The organism is Streptomyces sp. NPDC002130 (assembly GCF_040296465.1).
GTDB lineage: Bacteria > Actinomycetota > Actinomycetes > Streptomycetales > Streptomycetaceae > Streptomyces.
Genome location: NZ_JBEOXI010000072.1, coordinates 17,714 through 32,627, shown reverse-complemented (window position 1 = coordinate 32,627; position 14,914 = coordinate 17,714). Strand labels below are relative to the sequence as shown.

The window sequence follows — 14,914 nt, the reverse complement described above, 5'->3', positions numbered from 1 at the left end:
CCGTGGGGTCCCGGTGAGCAGGCGCAGGCAGATCGCCCGAGCCCGCTCGACCGGGTCCCCCGGAGGCGCCTCCTGCTCGGCCCTCGACGAGGAGAGGGCACCTCCGTCCTCGGTATCGGCCGCCGCCTCACCGAAGCCACGCCGACGACCGCGCCTGCCGCGCGGCCCGCCGTCACGCGAGCCGCCCCTGGGTGAGCCGCCCCCGTGCGGCCCGGTGTCGTCCCCGTCTCCGTACAGCAGGTCGCACTCAGGGTCGCCCTCGAATGGGGTGTCCCCAAAGCCGTCCGCCTCTTCCACGGCCGAGCCCGTCTCGCCTCCGGTGCCCCTCCCCCGTGGGGCACCGGAGGCGGCGTACTCGTACTCCGCCCAGTCGGTTCGCCGTGTCACAGGTCAGCTCTTGGCTGCGGCGGCCTTGGACTTGGCGGTCTTGGCCGGTGCCGGAGCCGGGACAGCCGGTGCCGCGTCGGCCGGTGCGGAGGCCGCGGCGTCCGTACCCGGCTCGGCGGCCGGCTCCTCGGGGCGCACGCCGACGCCCAGCTTCTCCTTGATCTTCTTCTCGATCTCGTTGGCCAGGTCGGGGTTGTCCTTGAGGAAGTTGCGCGCGTTCTCCTTGCCCTGGCCGAGCTGGTCGCCCTCGTACGTGTACCAGGCGCCGGCCTTGCGGACGAAGCCGTGCTCCACGCCCATGTCGATCAGACCGCCCTCGCGGCTGATGCCCTGGCCGTAGAGGATGTCGAACTCGGCCTGCTTGAAGGGCGGCGCGACCTTGTTCTTGACGACCTTGCAGCGGGTGCGGTTGCCGACCGCCTCGGTGCCGTCCTTCAGGGTCTCGATGCGGCGGATGTCGATGCGCACCGAGGCGTAGAACTTCAGCGCCCGGCCACCGGTCGTGGTCTCGGGGGAGCCGAACATCACGCCGATCTTCTCGCGGAGCTGGTTGATGAAGATGGCGGTGGTCTTGGACTGGTTGAGCGCGCTGGTGATCTTCCGCAGGGCCTGGCTCATCAGGCGGGCCTGCAGACCGACGTGGCTGTCGCCCATCTCGCCCTCGATCTCCGCGCGCGGGACGAGCGCGGCGACGGAGTCGATGACGATGAGGTCGAGGGCGCCGGAGCGGACCAGCATGTCCACGATCTCCAGGGCCTGCTCGCCGTTGTCCGGCTGGGAGAGGATGAGGTTGTCGATGTCGACGCCGAGCTTCTTCGCATACTCGGGGTCGAGTGCGTGCTCCGCGTCGACGAAGGCGACCTGGCCTCCGGCCTTCTGCGCATTCGCCACCGCGTGCAGGGTCAGGGTGGTCTTACCGGAGGATTCCGGTCCGTAGATCTCGACGACACGGCCGCGGGGCAGGCCGCCCACGCCGAGGGCCACGTCCAGGGCGGTGGACCCGGTCGAGATGACCTCGATGGGCTCGTTGGTCCGGTCACCCATGCGCATGACCGCGCCCTTGCCGAATTGCCGTTCAATCTGTGCGAGAGCGGCATCCAGGGCCTTCTCGCGGTCGGTTCCTGCCATGGGTTCCACCCGATTTGCTTGAGTCGATCGCTTCACGTCAAAGACGCTAACGCCTGCCACTGACAACGCGCCCCGACGCACGTCCGGCCTGTGGATAACTCGGGCATTTCTCTACTCGAAGTAGGTCGAAATGCCCTTCGTTGAGCCTCGCCGGTGCCTCCATGAGAATGGATGTTCGATTTTGGTGTCAAGCGCACCACGCGGCACATCCGGAACCGGGCCGATGCAGTCCGTTCGTGTCCCGGCACCTGCCGTCCGGCCTTCCCCCGAGGGCCGGCCCCATGCCTCGGCAGGCTGCCGCCCGAGCGCCGGCGACCTGATCAGATCGCCGGTGGCAAGGTCAGGACGAGTTCGAGTTCTGCCCGGGCCCCCGACCCTCCGGCCGCTCCGCCTCGCGGCGCCGTTCCCACAGTCCCCTCACCCGTGCGAACAGGCCAGGACCCTCTCCCCGTCGCCGGTGACCGTGCACCCGGGGGTCGTCCGTGACGTCGTAGCGCTTCACGTACGCCCCGAGGAAAGCCTGGAGCGTGGCGATGGCGGGGATGGCGATCAGCGCGCCGACGGCGCCGAGGAGGGCGGTGCCGGCGATGACCGAGCCGAAGGCGACGGCGGGGTGGATGTCGACGGTCTTGGAGGTCAGCTTGGGCTGCAGGACGTAGTTCTCGAACTGCTGGTAGATCACGACGAAGACCAGCACCCACAGCGCGTACCAGGGATCCACCGTGAATGCGATCAGCATGGGCAGGGCGCCCGCCAGGTACGTGCCGATGGTGGGGATGAACTGCGACACCAGACCCACCCACACGGCGAGCACGGGTGCGTAGGGCACGTCCAGGGCCTGGAGCAGGACGAAGTGCGCCACGCCGGAGATCAGCGCCATCAGGCCGCGGGAGTAGATGTAGCCGCCGGTCTTGTTCACGGCGATCTCCCACGCGCGCAGCACCTCCGCCTGGCGGGCGGGCGGCAGGACCGAGCAGATCGTGCGACGCAGTCGCGGACCGTCCGCGGCGAAGTAGAACGAGAACAGGGCGATCGTGAGCAGCTGGAAGAGGCCGCCGATGACCTGGGCCGACACGTCCAGGACGCCGGTGGCGCTGTTCTGGACGTAGTTGCGCAGCCAGTCGGAGCGGAGCAAACCCTCCTGGATGTCGACGCGCTTCAGGTCGGTCCTGAAGTGCGTGTTGATCCAGTTGATGACGGAGTCGAGGTACTCGGGGAAGCCCTCGATCAGCTTGATGATCTGGTCCGCGAGGACGGAACCGAGCAGGGTGACGAACCCTGCCGACACGATCATCACGCCGATGAAGACGATGAACGTGGCGAGCCCTCTGCGCATGCCGCGCGAGGCCATCCAGCTCACCGCGGGCTCTATGGCGAGCGCCAGGAAGAACGCGATGAGGATGTTGACCAGCAGACCGGTGAGCTGGTGGAAGGCCCAGCTGCCCAACTGGAACACCGCGACGAGGGCGAGCGCGAGCACCATGGCGCGGGGCAGCCAGCGCGGCATGCGGCCGTTCGCCCCGGCCCCGCCGACCGGGGGCCGGACAGGCGGCGTCGTACCGGAAGGTGAGGACTGCTGGGCTGCCTGCCCGGTCTCGTCAGTGGGTGCCACGGTCCAAGTCTCGCCCACGCCACCGACAGCCGTCTGCCCGGCTGCGATCTTCGTGACCGGTCAGCGGCATCCGGGGCGGGCCGGCCGGCCCGGCGGGTGCTCCCCTGGACCGGCCGATCGGCCCGGCCGGTGGTCTGGGAGGCCGGCCGACGTCGCCGGCCGACGGTCCATGAGGCCCACCGGCGAAGGTCAGCGCCTCTCCCGGGGCACGTCCATCACCGAGCAGACCACCTGCCAGACGTCCTTGGCGTCCCAGCCGGCCGCCAGCGCCTCGTGCACCGTGCGCCCGCCGAGCTCGGACATCACGTGGTCGCGCGCGAAGGTTTCGGCGTAGCCAGGACCGAAGTGCTCCGCCATTCGCTGCCAGAAGACCGTCAACCGCATGACTCCAGTATCCCGCCCCTGGGGGTGGGCCTGAGCCGGGACCGCCTGCCGGTGCCGCTTCGCGCCCTACGGTCTGACCCATGGCCGAAACAGGAGCTACCGAACTCCCCCCGACGCCCCCGCCGCACAGCCCCGTCACGCGCGCGGAGCGTTTCGTCTGGCTCACCGCGCGCGTGCTCGAGCAGCACCGCTTCGCCCACCACTTCCGGGGCGCCGCCGCGGATCCGGTGGAGACCGCCCTGGACGCCTACCGCAACGAGGACGGCGGGTACGGCCACGCGCTGGAGCCCGATCTGCGCGGCCCGGTCAGCCAGCCGCTGCACACCGCGCACGCGCTGCGTGTCCTGGACGCGGTCGGACGTTGCGCCGGTCAGCGGGTGGAACGCATCTGCCGCTACCTGACGTCCGTCTCGACCGCGGACGGCGCCCTCCCGGCGATCCATCCCAGCCAGCGCGGTTACCCCACGGCCCCCTTCGTGACGGTGGTGGACGCCCCGCCCAGCGACCTGCTGGCCACCGGGCCGGTGGTGGGCCTGCTGCACCGCAACGAGGTGTGGCACGCCTGGCTCTTCCGGGCCACGGACTTCTGCTGGCGGGCGGTCGAGTCCCTGGAGACGTCGCACCCGTACGAGATCGAGGCCGCCGTGGTCTTCCTGGACTCCGCCCCGGACCGCCCGCGCGCGCAGGCGGCCGCCGACCGTCTCGGCCGCCTGGTCCGCAAGCAGCGCCTCGCGGCCCTGGACCCCGACGACCTGGACGCCTACCCGGTCTCACCCGGCTACGCCCCGGGAGAGCACCATTTCCCGTACGACTACGCGCGGACCCCGCGCTCGCTCGCGCGCGCGTGGTTCACCGACGACGAGATGGCCCGGTCCCTGGACCACCTCGCGGCGCAGCAGCAGGAGGACGGCGGCTGGCCCGTCCGGTGGCGCCACTGGGCCCCGGCCCCCGCCCTGGAGGCGCGCCCGCTCGTGACGATCGAGGCCCTGCGCGTGCTCAGCGCGTACGGCCGCGTCGTCGACTGATCATCCCGCCCCCATGGCCCGCACCCCCGCGGTCACCAGCACGGCCGCGGCGACGACGAGGAGGAACGGGGCACGCAGCACCAGCGCCACAGCGGCGGCGGCGAGTCCGGCGGCCCTCGCGTCCAGCACCAGCGTCTGCCCGTCGGCGAAGGTCTGCTGGGCGGTGAGGGCCGCCAGCAGCGCGACGGGCAGCAGGGCGGCCAGACGCTTGACCAGGGGCCGCTCCAGCGCCCCCGCGGGCACGAGGAGGCCCGCCAGCTTGACGGCGTAGCACCCGAGGGCGGTCACCCCGATCGCGATCCAGACGTTCACCGCGCGTCCCCCTGCCCCTTGCGCCGGCCGTCCGCCCACAGCACCACCGGCGCCGCCAGCGCGGCCAGCAGCACCGGCACTCCGGCGGGCAGCACCGGCAGCAGTCCCAGCCCCAGCAGCACGGCGAGCCCGGCCACGGCCCGCTCGGTACCGGTCTTCAGCATCGGTGCGAGCAGCGCCAGGAACACCGCGGGTCCGGCGGCGTCCAGGCCCCACGCGTCGGTGTCGCCGATCGCCTCGGCGCCCAGGGCACCGAGCAGCGTGGTGAGGTTCCACAGGAGGTAGAGGCTCAGTCCGGTCACGACGAACCCGAGCCGCGCGGCACGCCGGGTGGGCTGGGCGAGCGCGACGGCGGCCGTCTCGTCGATCACCCACTGGGCGGCGAACGGCCGCACCGCGCGCGGAAGGGCCAGCAATTGCGACAGACGCAAGCCGTAGAAGGCGTTCCGCACGCCCAGGAAAAAGGCACCGGCGGCCGCCGTGAACGGGCTGCCCCCGGCCGCGAGGGCCCCCACGAGGGCGAACTGCGACGCCCCGGTGAACACCAGAAGACTGAGCGCGCACGTCTGCAGCAGGCTGAGTCCGCTGCCGGCCGATGTCACGCCGAAGGCGAAGCCGGACAGTCCGACGGCCACCCCGACCCCCAGGGCGTCGCGTACGACGGCCCGGTCCGCCTTCCCACCGATGTCTGTGTCTTCGAATGTTGTCCGATCTGCCACGCCTTACACGCTACGGGCAGCGGTTACCCGAGGTCTTGTACGTTCTTGCGCTCCCGCTGGTAGGCCCCGGGAGGCACGCCGACCATCCGGCTGAAGTGCCGGTTGAGGTGCGGCTGGTCGGTGAACCCGACGGCCACGGCCGCCTCGGAGGGGGCCGCCCCCGTGTCCAGCAGCCACCGCGCCCGCCGTACGCGCGCGTCCGTGAGCCACGCGTGGGGCGGCATCCCGTAGGCGTTCCGGAAGGCCCGCAGCAGGGCGAACGGGCTGGTCCCGAGGTCGGCCGCCAGCCGCTCCAGGGTCGGAGGGCGTGCCATCCGTTCCTCCAGCACACCACGCGCGCGTGCCGCGATCCGGGCTCCCGCCGTCCGCACCTCCCGCCGTGGCAGGGGCCCGCCGTTCAACCGCAGCAACCTGGTCACGGCGACCCGCAGCAGTGTGTCCGCGGCCAGCGCGTTGCCCTCGTCGGCGGCCCGCAGCACCTGGTGCACCAGCCCTGCGGCGTAGGGGTCGTCCACCACCGGGCTGACGAACCCCGGTGTCCCGCGCAGCCCCGTCGTCTCGGCCGCGATCTCGGCGAGCACGTCGGCCGGCGGGTACACGGCCCCGTACCGCCACCCTTCGGGCACCCCGGCCCGTCCGGTGTGCGGTGTATCGGGATTCACCAGTGCGAGCGCCCCGGCTCCCGCGTACTGGTCGCCCCCGCCGTGGTGGAACACCTCCACGCCGTCGGCGATGGCGGCGATCACGAAGTTCTCGTGCGTGTGCCGCACGAACGTCTTGTGCACGTACCGGGCCCACAGCAGATCGACTCCGGGCAGCTCGTCGTACTGCCAGTGCCGTGCGCACTCGTCCATACGCCCATTGTCCGCAGCCGTGCACAATGGGCCCCCGGCGCACCCCCGTCGCCCCGGCGCACCCCCCTCGCCCCTGCGGGGGCCGCGCTCGCGGCGAAACGGCAGGCCAGGAGGCGTCGAGGCCCCGTTGTCAGTGCCGAGGTGCACGATGGACGCATGCCCAGCAATGCGCAGCGAGCCCTGGACGGCTTCTCCCCCGCGACCCGAGCCTGGTTCACGGGTGCCTTCTCCGCGCCCACCTCGGCCCAGGCCGGTGCGTGGCAGGCCATCCACGAAGGCTCGGACGTGCTGGTCGTCGCCCCCACCGGCTCCGGCAAGACCCTGGCCGCATTCCTGGCGGCCCTGGACCAGCTGGCCTCGGCGCCTCCCCCCGCCGACCCCAAGAAGCGCTGCCGCGTCCTGTACGTCTCCCCGCTGAAGGCGCTGGCGGTGGACGTCGAGCGCAACCTGCGCAGCCCGCTGACCGGCATCCGGCAGGAGTCGGTACGCCTCGGCCTGCCCGAACCCGAGGTCAAGGTGGGCATCCGCTCGGGTGACACCCCCGCCGCCGAGCGCCGCGCCCTGTCGACCCGTCCGCCGGACATCCTGATCACGACCCCGGAATCGCTGTTCCTGATGCTGACGTCGGCCACGCGCGACGCACTGGCGGGCGTGGAGACGGTGATCCTCGACGAGGTGCACGCGGTCGCCGGCACCAAGCGCGGCGCCCATCTCGCGCTCTCCCTGGAGCGGCTGGACGACCTCCTCCCGAAGCCCGCACGCCGCATCGGCCTCTCCGCGACGGTCCGCCCGGTGGACGAGGTGGCCCGTTTCCTCTCGCCCCGCCGCAAGGTGGAGATCGTCCAGCCGGAGTCGGGCAAGGAGTTCGACCTGTCCGTGGTCGTCCCGGTCGAGGATCTCGGCGAGCTGGGCGGCTCCCCGGTGGCGGACGGCCAGGAAGGCGCCGAGCGGCCGTCCATCTGGCCGCACGTGGAGGAGCGGATCGCCGACCTCGTCCAGTCCCACCGCTCCACGATCGTCTTCGCCAACTCCCGCCGCCTCGCGGAGCGCCTGTGCAACCGGCTGAACGAGATCGCGTACGAGCGGGCCACGGGCGAGACCCTCGACGAGCACCACTCCCCCGCCGAGCTCATGGGCGGCTCGGGAGCGGCCCAGGGCGCCCCCCAGGTCATCGCCCGCGCCCACCACGGCTCGGTGTCCAAGGAGCAGCGCGCCCTGGTCGAGGAGGACCTCAAGGCGGGCCGCCTGCCCGCGGTCGTGGCCACGTCCAGTCTCGAACTGGGCATCGACATGGGTGCGGTGGACCTCGTCGTGCAGGTGGAGTCGCCGCCCTCCGTCGCTTCCGGCCTGCAACGGGTCGGCCGGGCGGGGCACCAGGTGGGCGCGGTCTCCACCGGTGTGGTCTTCCCCAAGTACCGTGGCGACCTCGTGCAGGCAGCGGTGGTCACCGAGCGCATGCGCACCGGCTCCATCGAGTCCCTCAAGGTCCCGGCCAATCCCCTGGACGTCCTCGCCCAGCAGGTGGTCGCCATGACGGCCCTGGACACCTGGCAGTTCGACGACCTCCTCGCCGCCGTCCGCCGGGCCGCCCCCTTCGCCTCGCTTCCCGAGTCGGCCTTCACGGCGGTCCTCGACATGCTGGCGGGCCGCTACCCGTCGGACGCGTTCGCGGAGCTGCGCCCGCGCGTGGTGTGGGACCGGGTCACCGGCGAGATCACCGGCCGCCCCGGTGCGCAGCGCCTCGCCGTCACCTCCGGCGGCACGATCCCCGACCGCGGTCTCTTCGGCGTCTTCCTCGCGGGCGCCGATCCCAAGAAGGGCGGCGGCCGGGTCGGCGAACTCGACGAGGAGATGGTCTACGAGTCCCGCGTGGGTGACGTCTTCACCCTCGGCACCAGCTCCTGGCGCATCGAGGACATCACCCGCGACCGCGTCCTGGTCTCCCCCGCCCCGGGGGTGCCGGGCCGGCTGCCCTTCTGGAAGGGTGACCAACTGGGCCGCCCGCTGGAACTCGGCCGGGCGGTGGGCGCGTTCCTGCGCGAGGTCGGGTCGCTGCCCGAGGACGACGCGCGCCTGCGTCTTCTCGCCGCCGGACTGGACGCGTGGGCGGCGGACAACGTGCTGTCGTACCTGGACGAGCAACGTGAGGCCTGCGGTCACATCCCGGACGACCGGACGATCGTCGTGGAGCGCTTCCGCGACGAGCTCGGCGACTGGCGCGTGGTCGTGCACTCCCCTTTCGGCGCCCAGGTGCACGCCCCCTGGGCGCTCGCGCTCGGCGCCAAGCTCTCCGAGCGGTACGGCATGGACGCACAGGTCATGCACGCCGACGACGGCATCGTGCTGCGCCTGCCGGACGCCGACCTCATGGGCCTGGACCTGCTGGACCAGGAACCGGTCACGATGGGCCGGGAGTACGACGCCGAGCAGGCCCCGGTGGGTGCGGCGGACGTCGTCTTCGACAAGGGCGAAATCGACCAGGTCGTCACCGACCAGGTCGGCAGCTCGGCCCTGTTCGCCTCCCGGTTCCGCGAGTGCGCCGCCCGCGCGCTGCTGCTGCCGCGCCGCAATCCGGGCAGGCGCACCCCGCTGTGGCAGCAGCGGCAGCGCGCCTCGCAGCTGCTGCAGGTGGCGAGCGAGTTCGGCTCGTTCCCGATCGTCCTGGAGGCGGTACGCGAGTGCCTCCAGGACGTCTTCGACGTGCCCGGTCTCGTCGAGCTGATGGGCGACCTGGAGTCCCGCAAGGTGCGCCTGGTCGAGGTCACCACCGCTGAACCCTCCCCCTTCGCGCGCTCGCTCCTCTTCGGCTACGTCGCCCAGTTCCTGTACGAGGGTGATTCCCCGCTGGCCGAGCGCCGTGCCGCCGCCCTGTCGCTGGACTCGCGGCTGCTGGCAGAGCTGCTGGGCCAGGCGGAGCTGCGCGAGCTGCTCGACGCGGAGGTGCTGACCGAGCTGGAGCGGGAGCTGCAGTGGCTCACCGAGGACCGCCGCGTCAAGGACGCCGAGGGCGTCGCGGACCTCCTGCGCCTGCTCGGCCCGCTCACGGACACGGAGCTCGCCGAGCGGGGCGCGGAGCCGCAGTGGGCGCAGGAGCTCGCCGGTGCCCGCCGCGCCATCCGGGTCCGTATCGCGGGCGCGGACCACTGGGCGGCGATCGAGGACGCGGGCCGTCTGCGCGACGCGCTGGGCACAGCGCTGCCGGTCGGCGTCCCGGAAGCCTTCACGGAGCCCGTCAAGGATCCGCTCGGCGACCTCCTCGCGCGCTACGCCCGCACCCACGGCCCGTTCACCTCGGCCACGGCCGCCGCGCGCTTCGGACTGGGCGTCGCCGTCACCGAGGGCGCCCTCCAGCGGCTCGCGGCGGCGGGCCGGGTCGTCCAGGGCGAGTTCCACCCGGCCGGGATCGGCCAGGAGTGGTGCGACGCGGCCGTGCTGCGCCGGCTGCGCCGCCGTTCCCTGGCGGCCCTGCGGCACGAGCTGGAGCCGGTGCCACCGGCCGCGCTGGCCCAGTTCCTCCCCCAGTGGCAGCACATCGGCAAGGGGCACTCCCTGCGCGGCATCGACGGGTTGGTCCGGGCCATCGAGCAGGTCCAGGGCGCGTCCGTGCCGGCCTCCGCCCTGGAGAAGCTGGTGCTGCCCTCCCGTGTCGTGAACTACACCCCGGCGATGCTGGACGAGCTGACCGCGGCCGGAGAGGTGGTCTGGGCCGGGGCGGGCTCCCTCCCCGGCAAGGACGGCTGGGTCTCCCTCTATCTGGCGGACGCGGCCCCCCTGCTCCTGCCGCCCCCGCACCCCCTGGAGCTCACCGCCCTGCACCAGTCCGTCCTGGACACCCTCTCCGGCGGCTACGGCCTGTTCTTCCGCCAGATCGCCGACCAGGTCCGCGCCACCACCCACCCCGAGGCCGGCGATCCCCAACTGGCCGACGCCCTCTGGGACCTCGCCTGGTCCGGCCGCCTGACGAACGACACACTCACCCCGATGCGCTCCCTGCTCGGCTCGGGCCGCACCGCCGGCTCCACGGCCCACCGCGCCAAGCGCTCCGTCCCGCGCGGCCGCTACGGTTCCCTGACGGCCGCGGCCCGGACCTCGTCCCGCTCCGGCCCGCCGACGGTGGCCGGCCGCTGGTCGCTGCTCCCGGCCCACGAACCGGACCCCACCGTGCGGGCCCACGCGCTCGCCCGCACCCTCCTCGACCGGCACGGCGTGGTCACCAGAGGCGCGGTCTCGGCGGAGGGCGTCGAGGGCGGCTTCTCCGCGACGTACCGCGTGCTGTCCGTCTTCGAGGAGAGCGGCCAGGCCCGCCGCGGCTATGTGGTGGAGGGCCTCGGCGCCGCGCAGTTCGCGATGGACGGCGCGGTGGACCGCCTGCGCGCGGTGTCGAACGCCCGCGACCGCGGCGCGGACCTGCCCGGTCCGCCCCCCGGCTTCGAACCCGACCCGTTCCCCGCCCATGACTTCGCCGCCCCGGACGACTCGGCCCCCTCCCTCGGCCACACCGACGACCCCGGGCCCGACGGCTTCCTCGACCAGCCCCCCTCGTACGACATCCCGAAGCCGTCCCCGGGTGAGTGGGTCTCGCCACGCGACTACGCCCAGCAGGCTGCCCCGCCCTGGCAGAACGGCGGTCGCACCGCGTACGACCAGGGCTTCGGGGGCCGCCGTACCCGCCCCGACGGCGCTTCCCGGGCCGTCGTTCTCGCCGCCGCCGATCCGGCGAACGCGTACGGCGCCGCCCTGCCCTGGCCAGAACCCCCGAGCGGCGCCGGGCACAAACCGGGTCGTAAAGCGGGCTCCCTGGTGGTCCTGGTCGACGGTGAGCTGACGCTCTACATGGAGCGCGGCGGCAAGACCCTGCTGGCCTGGCCCGCCCACCCGGACGGCGATCCCGCCGACGACCCCCGGCTGCACAGCGCCGCGGAGGCCCTCGCCGCGGCTGCCCGGGCGGGTTCCCTCGGCACGGTCACGGTGGAGCGCGTCAACGGCGCTCAGGCCCTGACGTCCCCCATCGGCACCCTCCTGGAAGGAGCGGGTTTCATCGCGACCCCCCGAGGACTGCGCCTGCGTGCATGACGACCGGCGCCCGCAGCCGCTCCGGGCCGAGCGTGCGGCGTTCGTGCCACCCTTGACCCATGCCCGAAGGTGACACGGTCTGGCAGGCCGCGAGGCGGTTGGACGACGCCCTCGCGGGCAAGGTGCTGATCCGCAGCGACCTCAGGGTGCCCCGCTTCGCCACGGCCGATCTCACGGGCCGCGCTGTCCTGGACGTCACCGCGCGCGGCAAGCACCTCCTCACCCGCATCGAGGGCGGCCTGACCCTCCACTCCCACCTGCGGATGGACGGCTCCTGGAAGGTGTACGGGAACGGACAGCGCTGGAGCGGCGGTCCCGGCCATCAGATCCGCGCGATCCTCGGCAACACCGACCGCACAGCCGTCGGCTACCGCCTGCCCGTCCTGGAGCTCCTGCGAACGGCCGACGAGCATCGCGCGGTCGGCCATCTCGGCCCCGACCTCCTCGGCCCGGACTGGGACCCCGACCAGGCCCTCGCCAACATCCTCGACGACCCCGCCCGCGAACTCGGCGAGGCCCTGCTCGACCAGCGCAACCTCGCGGGCATCGGCAATGTCTACAAGAGCGAGCTCTGCTTCCTGCTCGGCGTCACCCCCTGGCTCCCTGCCGGTGCCCTGCCCGCCGACCGCGCCGAGAAGCTGCCCGCGCTCGCGAAGAAGCTGCTGGAGGCCAACCGCGACCGCCCGATCCGCAGCACGACGGGCCGCCGCGGCCAGGACCTCTTCGTCTACGGCCGCGCCCCCCGACCCTGCCTGCGGTGCCGCACCTCGATCCGCGTCGCGGACCAGGGCGACGGCTCCCGCGAACGCCCCACCTACTGGTGCCCCACCTGCCAACCGGGGCCCGCCCCGGCCACCAGCCGGCGCCGCCACACTGATTGACGACCCGTCAGAAACGCTCGTACGGTCCCTGTATGCCCGTCACGGCGTACGACCTCACCGGCCGCACCGTCTTCGTCACCGGCGCGGCGAGCGGCATCGGCCGTGCCTCGGCGTTCCTGCTCGCCGAGGCGGGTGCGACGGTGCACTGCGCCGACCGTGACGCCGAGGGCCTGCGCGAGACGGCGACCCTGATCGTGGACAGCGGCGGGACCGCCCGCACCCACACTCTCGACGTCACCGACCGGCCCCGGCTGAAGCAGGCCCTCACCTCCTGCGAGCGCCTGGACGCCCTTGCCGCGGTCGCCGGGATCATGCACAGCAGCCCGGTGCTGGAGACCCGGGACGAGGACCTCGACCGCGTGCTCGACGTCAACTTCAAGGGAGTCCTGTACGCCTGCCAGGAGGCGGCCCGCCTGATGATCGCCCACGGCACCCGGGGCAGCATCGTCACGATGGCCTCGGGTGCCGTCGACACGGGCGGCCCCGGGCTGCTCTGCTACGGCGCGGCCAAGGCGGCGGTGGTCCAGCTGACGAAGACCCTGGCGACGGAGCTGGGCCGGCACGGCATCCGCGTCAACGCGGTTGCTCCGGGCTGGATCCGTACGCCGATGACCGACCGCCACGACAGCGCGTCCCAGGCGCACACGGAGGCCGTCATGGCCCGCATGTCACCCCTGGGCCGTGTGGGCCGGCCCGAGGACATCGCCCACGCGATCCTCCACCTCGCCTCCGACGCCTCGGCCTTCACCACGGGCCAGATCCTCCGCCCGAACGGCGGCGTGGCCATGCCATGGTGAGACGCGCCGGCCGATCATCCCCACCTACGCCTCCCCCGACTTCACCCCCGCCGAGCCCCCACCCCCGGCCCTCCAGATCCTCCGTAGCCGCCCCGCCCCCACAGCCCCCCGCGCCTGCCGCTTGGGCACGCAGTGCACGGGCAGCACGCTCAGCCCCCACCCCCCAGCCGCGACCGCCGCCTCCAGCACCCCCGCCTCGGGCACGGCCACCAGCCGGAGCACGGCCCACCACCACAGCGCCCCCAGCCCCAGCGCGGCCCCGCGAGCCCCCCAGCTCCCGCTCCCCCAGCTCGCTATCCCCGCCACGGCCGCCACCTCCGGCCCGACGCTATGCCGCTGCCCGGACCCGTCGGCAGGGCGCACCACGGGCACACGGGGGCACAGCTCTTCCCCTTCAGGCCGCGCACGCCACTCAGGCCGCGCACGCGCAGACCATCCGCGCCGCACAGCGCTCCGAACCGAGCGGCGGCAACAGTCCCGGGGGACCCACGAGACCCGCCTGGCTCACCTGGCCCGCCCGGCCTATCGCCCGTTCCCGCGCCCGCTTCCCTCACCCGTTCTCGGCCTGGAACATCCAGTGATGCTTCTCCAGGTCCGCCGTGATCCCGATGAAGATGTCCTGGCTCACCGGATCCGGCTCGCCGGTCGTCTCGACCCGCTCCCGCATCCGCGCGATCACCGCTCCCAGCGCTTCGACCAGCGCGCCCACGGCGGTCGTGTCGTCGACCCAACCCTCGGGTGTCACCCCGATCCCGCTGCCGACGGCCACCGTCGCGGCACGCCCGTCGGGAGAGATGCCGAGGGCCGCGGCCCGTTCGGCCACGGTGTCGGAGTACTTCCGCGCGGTGTCGACAACCTCGTCGAGCTGGAGGTGCACGGAACGGAAGCGCGGCCCCACCACGTTCCAGTGGATCTGCTTCGCCACGAGGGCGAGATCCACCAGATCGACGAGGGCACCTTGCAGCGCCTCGGACACGGTCTTCAGGTTCGCGTCCGACAACGGGCTCTTCACGACGTACATCCGCACCTCCGAGGACTGCCCCCGCCATTCCCCTCAACGATGACCGCCGCACGCCACACCGGCAAACGCACACAAATCAGACACAGTAGACACGGGGGACGGCTCCGCGGGCCTACGCAAGCGAAAACCCCGGGCGACACCTCTCCGGATCTCCCGGAGAGGCCCGGCCGGGGCCTCACCACGTCTCAGCGCCTGATCGGCGCCGTTCACCTCATGCCGCGCAGGCGCGAAGCCTCACGCGGCGACGACGTCCACCGCTTCGGCGGGCGCCTTGATGGTCACCCGTTCCGGTGGCACACCGGCCACCGAGACGGAACCCAGCATCGAGCGAACCGGCGTGGGTACAGGCTCGCTGGGGGTGGCCGCAGCAGACTGGGCCAGCTCGGCGAGGGCGAGCTCGTCGCTCACTTCCCGCATGAGTTCGGACATCCGTACGTCCAGCGCGTCGCAGATCGCGGAGAGCAGCTCGGAGGAAGCCTCCTTCTGCCCCCGCTCCACCTCGGAGAGATAGCCGAGTGAGACTCGGGCGGACGAGGAGACTTCGCGCAGAGTACGGCCCTGGCGCTGGCGCTGCCGACGCAGCACGTCACCCAGCAGGCGACGGAGCAGAATCATCGGTGGCTCCCTCCTCGGACCGCGTAGCCGCATCCATTACGCCCCACCGTACCGCCTTGCGCCGCGGCCGTGCGGGGAGCGATGTCGTGTTCACTCAGGGCTGCAA

The 14,914-nt window shown here is 72.7% G+C and carries 13 protein-coding genes and 1 pseudogene; 4 read left to right on the top strand and 10 right to left on the bottom strand.

What is annotated here, in order from left to right; translation table 11 throughout:
• The 4 genes and pseudogenes from ABT116_RS16430 to ABT116_RS16415 form a co-directional block, all read right to left on the bottom strand.
• Window positions 1–387 (bottom strand): annotated as a pseudogene (locus ABT116_RS16430) (recombination regulator RecX); the annotation flags it as partial.
• Window positions 388–390: 3 nt separating this feature from the next.
• Window positions 391–1,515 carry a recombinase RecA gene (gene recA, locus ABT116_RS16425; RefSeq protein ID WP_351633393.1) on the bottom strand — a complete coding sequence of 375 codons (1,125 nt, stop codon included), beginning with the start codon at window positions 1,513–1,515 and terminating at the stop codon, window positions 391–393.
• A 340-nt stretch (window positions 1,516–1,855) separates the two neighbouring features.
• Complete coding sequence (locus ABT116_RS16420; protein WP_351633391.1) at window positions 1,856–3,127, bottom strand: AI-2E family transporter; 1,272 nt, start codon at window positions 3,125–3,127, stop codon at window positions 1,856–1,858.
• 189 nt (window positions 3,128–3,316) lie between these two features.
• Window positions 3,317–3,511, bottom strand: coding sequence for a DUF3046 domain-containing protein (locus ABT116_RS16415; RefSeq protein WP_351633388.1), 195 nt, complete (start codon window positions 3,509–3,511; stop codon window positions 3,317–3,319).
• 80 nt (window positions 3,512–3,591) lie between these two features.
• On the opposite strand from ABT116_RS16415, the gene ABT116_RS16410 reads away from it, so the two are divergent.
• On the top strand, window positions 3,592–4,536 hold the full coding sequence (locus ABT116_RS16410; RefSeq protein WP_351633386.1) for a hypothetical protein: 945 nt from the start codon (window positions 3,592–3,594) through the stop codon (window positions 4,534–4,536).
• On the opposite strand, the gene ABT116_RS16405 is transcribed toward ABT116_RS16410, so the two are convergent.
• The 3 genes from ABT116_RS16405 to ABT116_RS16395 are packed head-to-tail and all read right to left on the bottom strand — an operon-like array spanning window position 4,537 to window position 6,421.
• A complete protein-coding gene (locus ABT116_RS16405; RefSeq protein WP_351633383.1) occupies window positions 4,537–4,848 on the bottom strand; it encodes an AzlD domain-containing protein in 312 nt (103 codons plus the stop codon).
• Window positions 4,845–5,567, bottom strand: a complete 723-nt coding sequence (locus tag ABT116_RS16400; RefSeq protein ID WP_351633380.1) for an AzlC family ABC transporter permease — start codon at window positions 5,565–5,567, stop codon at window positions 4,845–4,847. Before ABT116_RS16400 ends, ABT116_RS16405 begins: the two co-directional genes overlap by 4 nt.
• Window positions 5,568–5,590: 23 nt before the next feature.
• Window positions 5,591–6,421 carry a helix-turn-helix transcriptional regulator gene (locus tag ABT116_RS16395; protein ID WP_351633378.1) on the bottom strand — a complete coding sequence of 277 codons (831 nt, stop codon included), beginning with the start codon at window positions 6,419–6,421 and terminating at the stop codon, window positions 5,591–5,593.
• A 156-nt stretch (window positions 6,422–6,577) separates the two neighbouring features.
• On the opposite strand from ABT116_RS16395, the gene ABT116_RS16390 reads away from it, so the two are divergent.
• The 3 genes from ABT116_RS16390 to ABT116_RS16380 are packed head-to-tail and all read left to right on the top strand — an operon-like array spanning window position 6,578 to window position 13,172.
• The gene (locus ABT116_RS16390) at window positions 6,578–11,494 is read left to right on the top strand and encodes an ATP-dependent helicase (RefSeq protein ID WP_351633375.1); all 4,917 of its coding nucleotides are present in this window, start codon (window positions 6,578–6,580) and stop codon (window positions 11,492–11,494) included.
• 59 nt (window positions 11,495–11,553) lie between these two features.
• On the top strand, window positions 11,554–12,375 hold the full coding sequence (locus ABT116_RS16385; protein ID WP_351633372.1) for an Fpg/Nei family DNA glycosylase: 822 nt from the start codon (window positions 11,554–11,556) through the stop codon (window positions 12,373–12,375).
• 32 nt (window positions 12,376–12,407) lie between these two features.
• On the top strand, window positions 12,408–13,172 hold the full coding sequence (locus tag ABT116_RS16380; protein WP_351633369.1) for an SDR family NAD(P)-dependent oxidoreductase: 765 nt from the start codon (window positions 12,408–12,410) through the stop codon (window positions 13,170–13,172).
• 24 nt (window positions 13,173–13,196) lie between these two features.
• Here ABT116_RS16380 and ABT116_RS16375 read toward each other — a convergent pair whose 3' ends face one another.
• The 3 genes from ABT116_RS16375 to ABT116_RS16365 form a co-directional block, all read right to left on the bottom strand.
• Window positions 13,197–13,478 carry a hypothetical protein gene (locus tag ABT116_RS16375; RefSeq protein WP_351633366.1) on the bottom strand — a complete coding sequence of 94 codons (282 nt, stop codon included), beginning with the start codon at window positions 13,476–13,478 and terminating at the stop codon, window positions 13,197–13,199.
• Between the two features lie 244 nt (window positions 13,479–13,722).
• Window positions 13,723–14,193: a Dps family protein gene (locus tag ABT116_RS16370; RefSeq protein ID WP_351633363.1), complete on the bottom strand. Its 471-nt coding sequence runs from the start codon at window positions 14,191–14,193 to the stop codon at window positions 13,723–13,725.
• Window positions 14,194–14,427: 234 nt separating this feature from the next.
• Window positions 14,428–14,808, bottom strand: coding sequence for a helix-turn-helix domain-containing protein (locus ABT116_RS16365; RefSeq protein ID WP_031134902.1), 381 nt, complete (start codon window positions 14,806–14,808; stop codon window positions 14,428–14,430).
• Window positions 14,809–14,914: the final 106 nt, after the last annotated feature.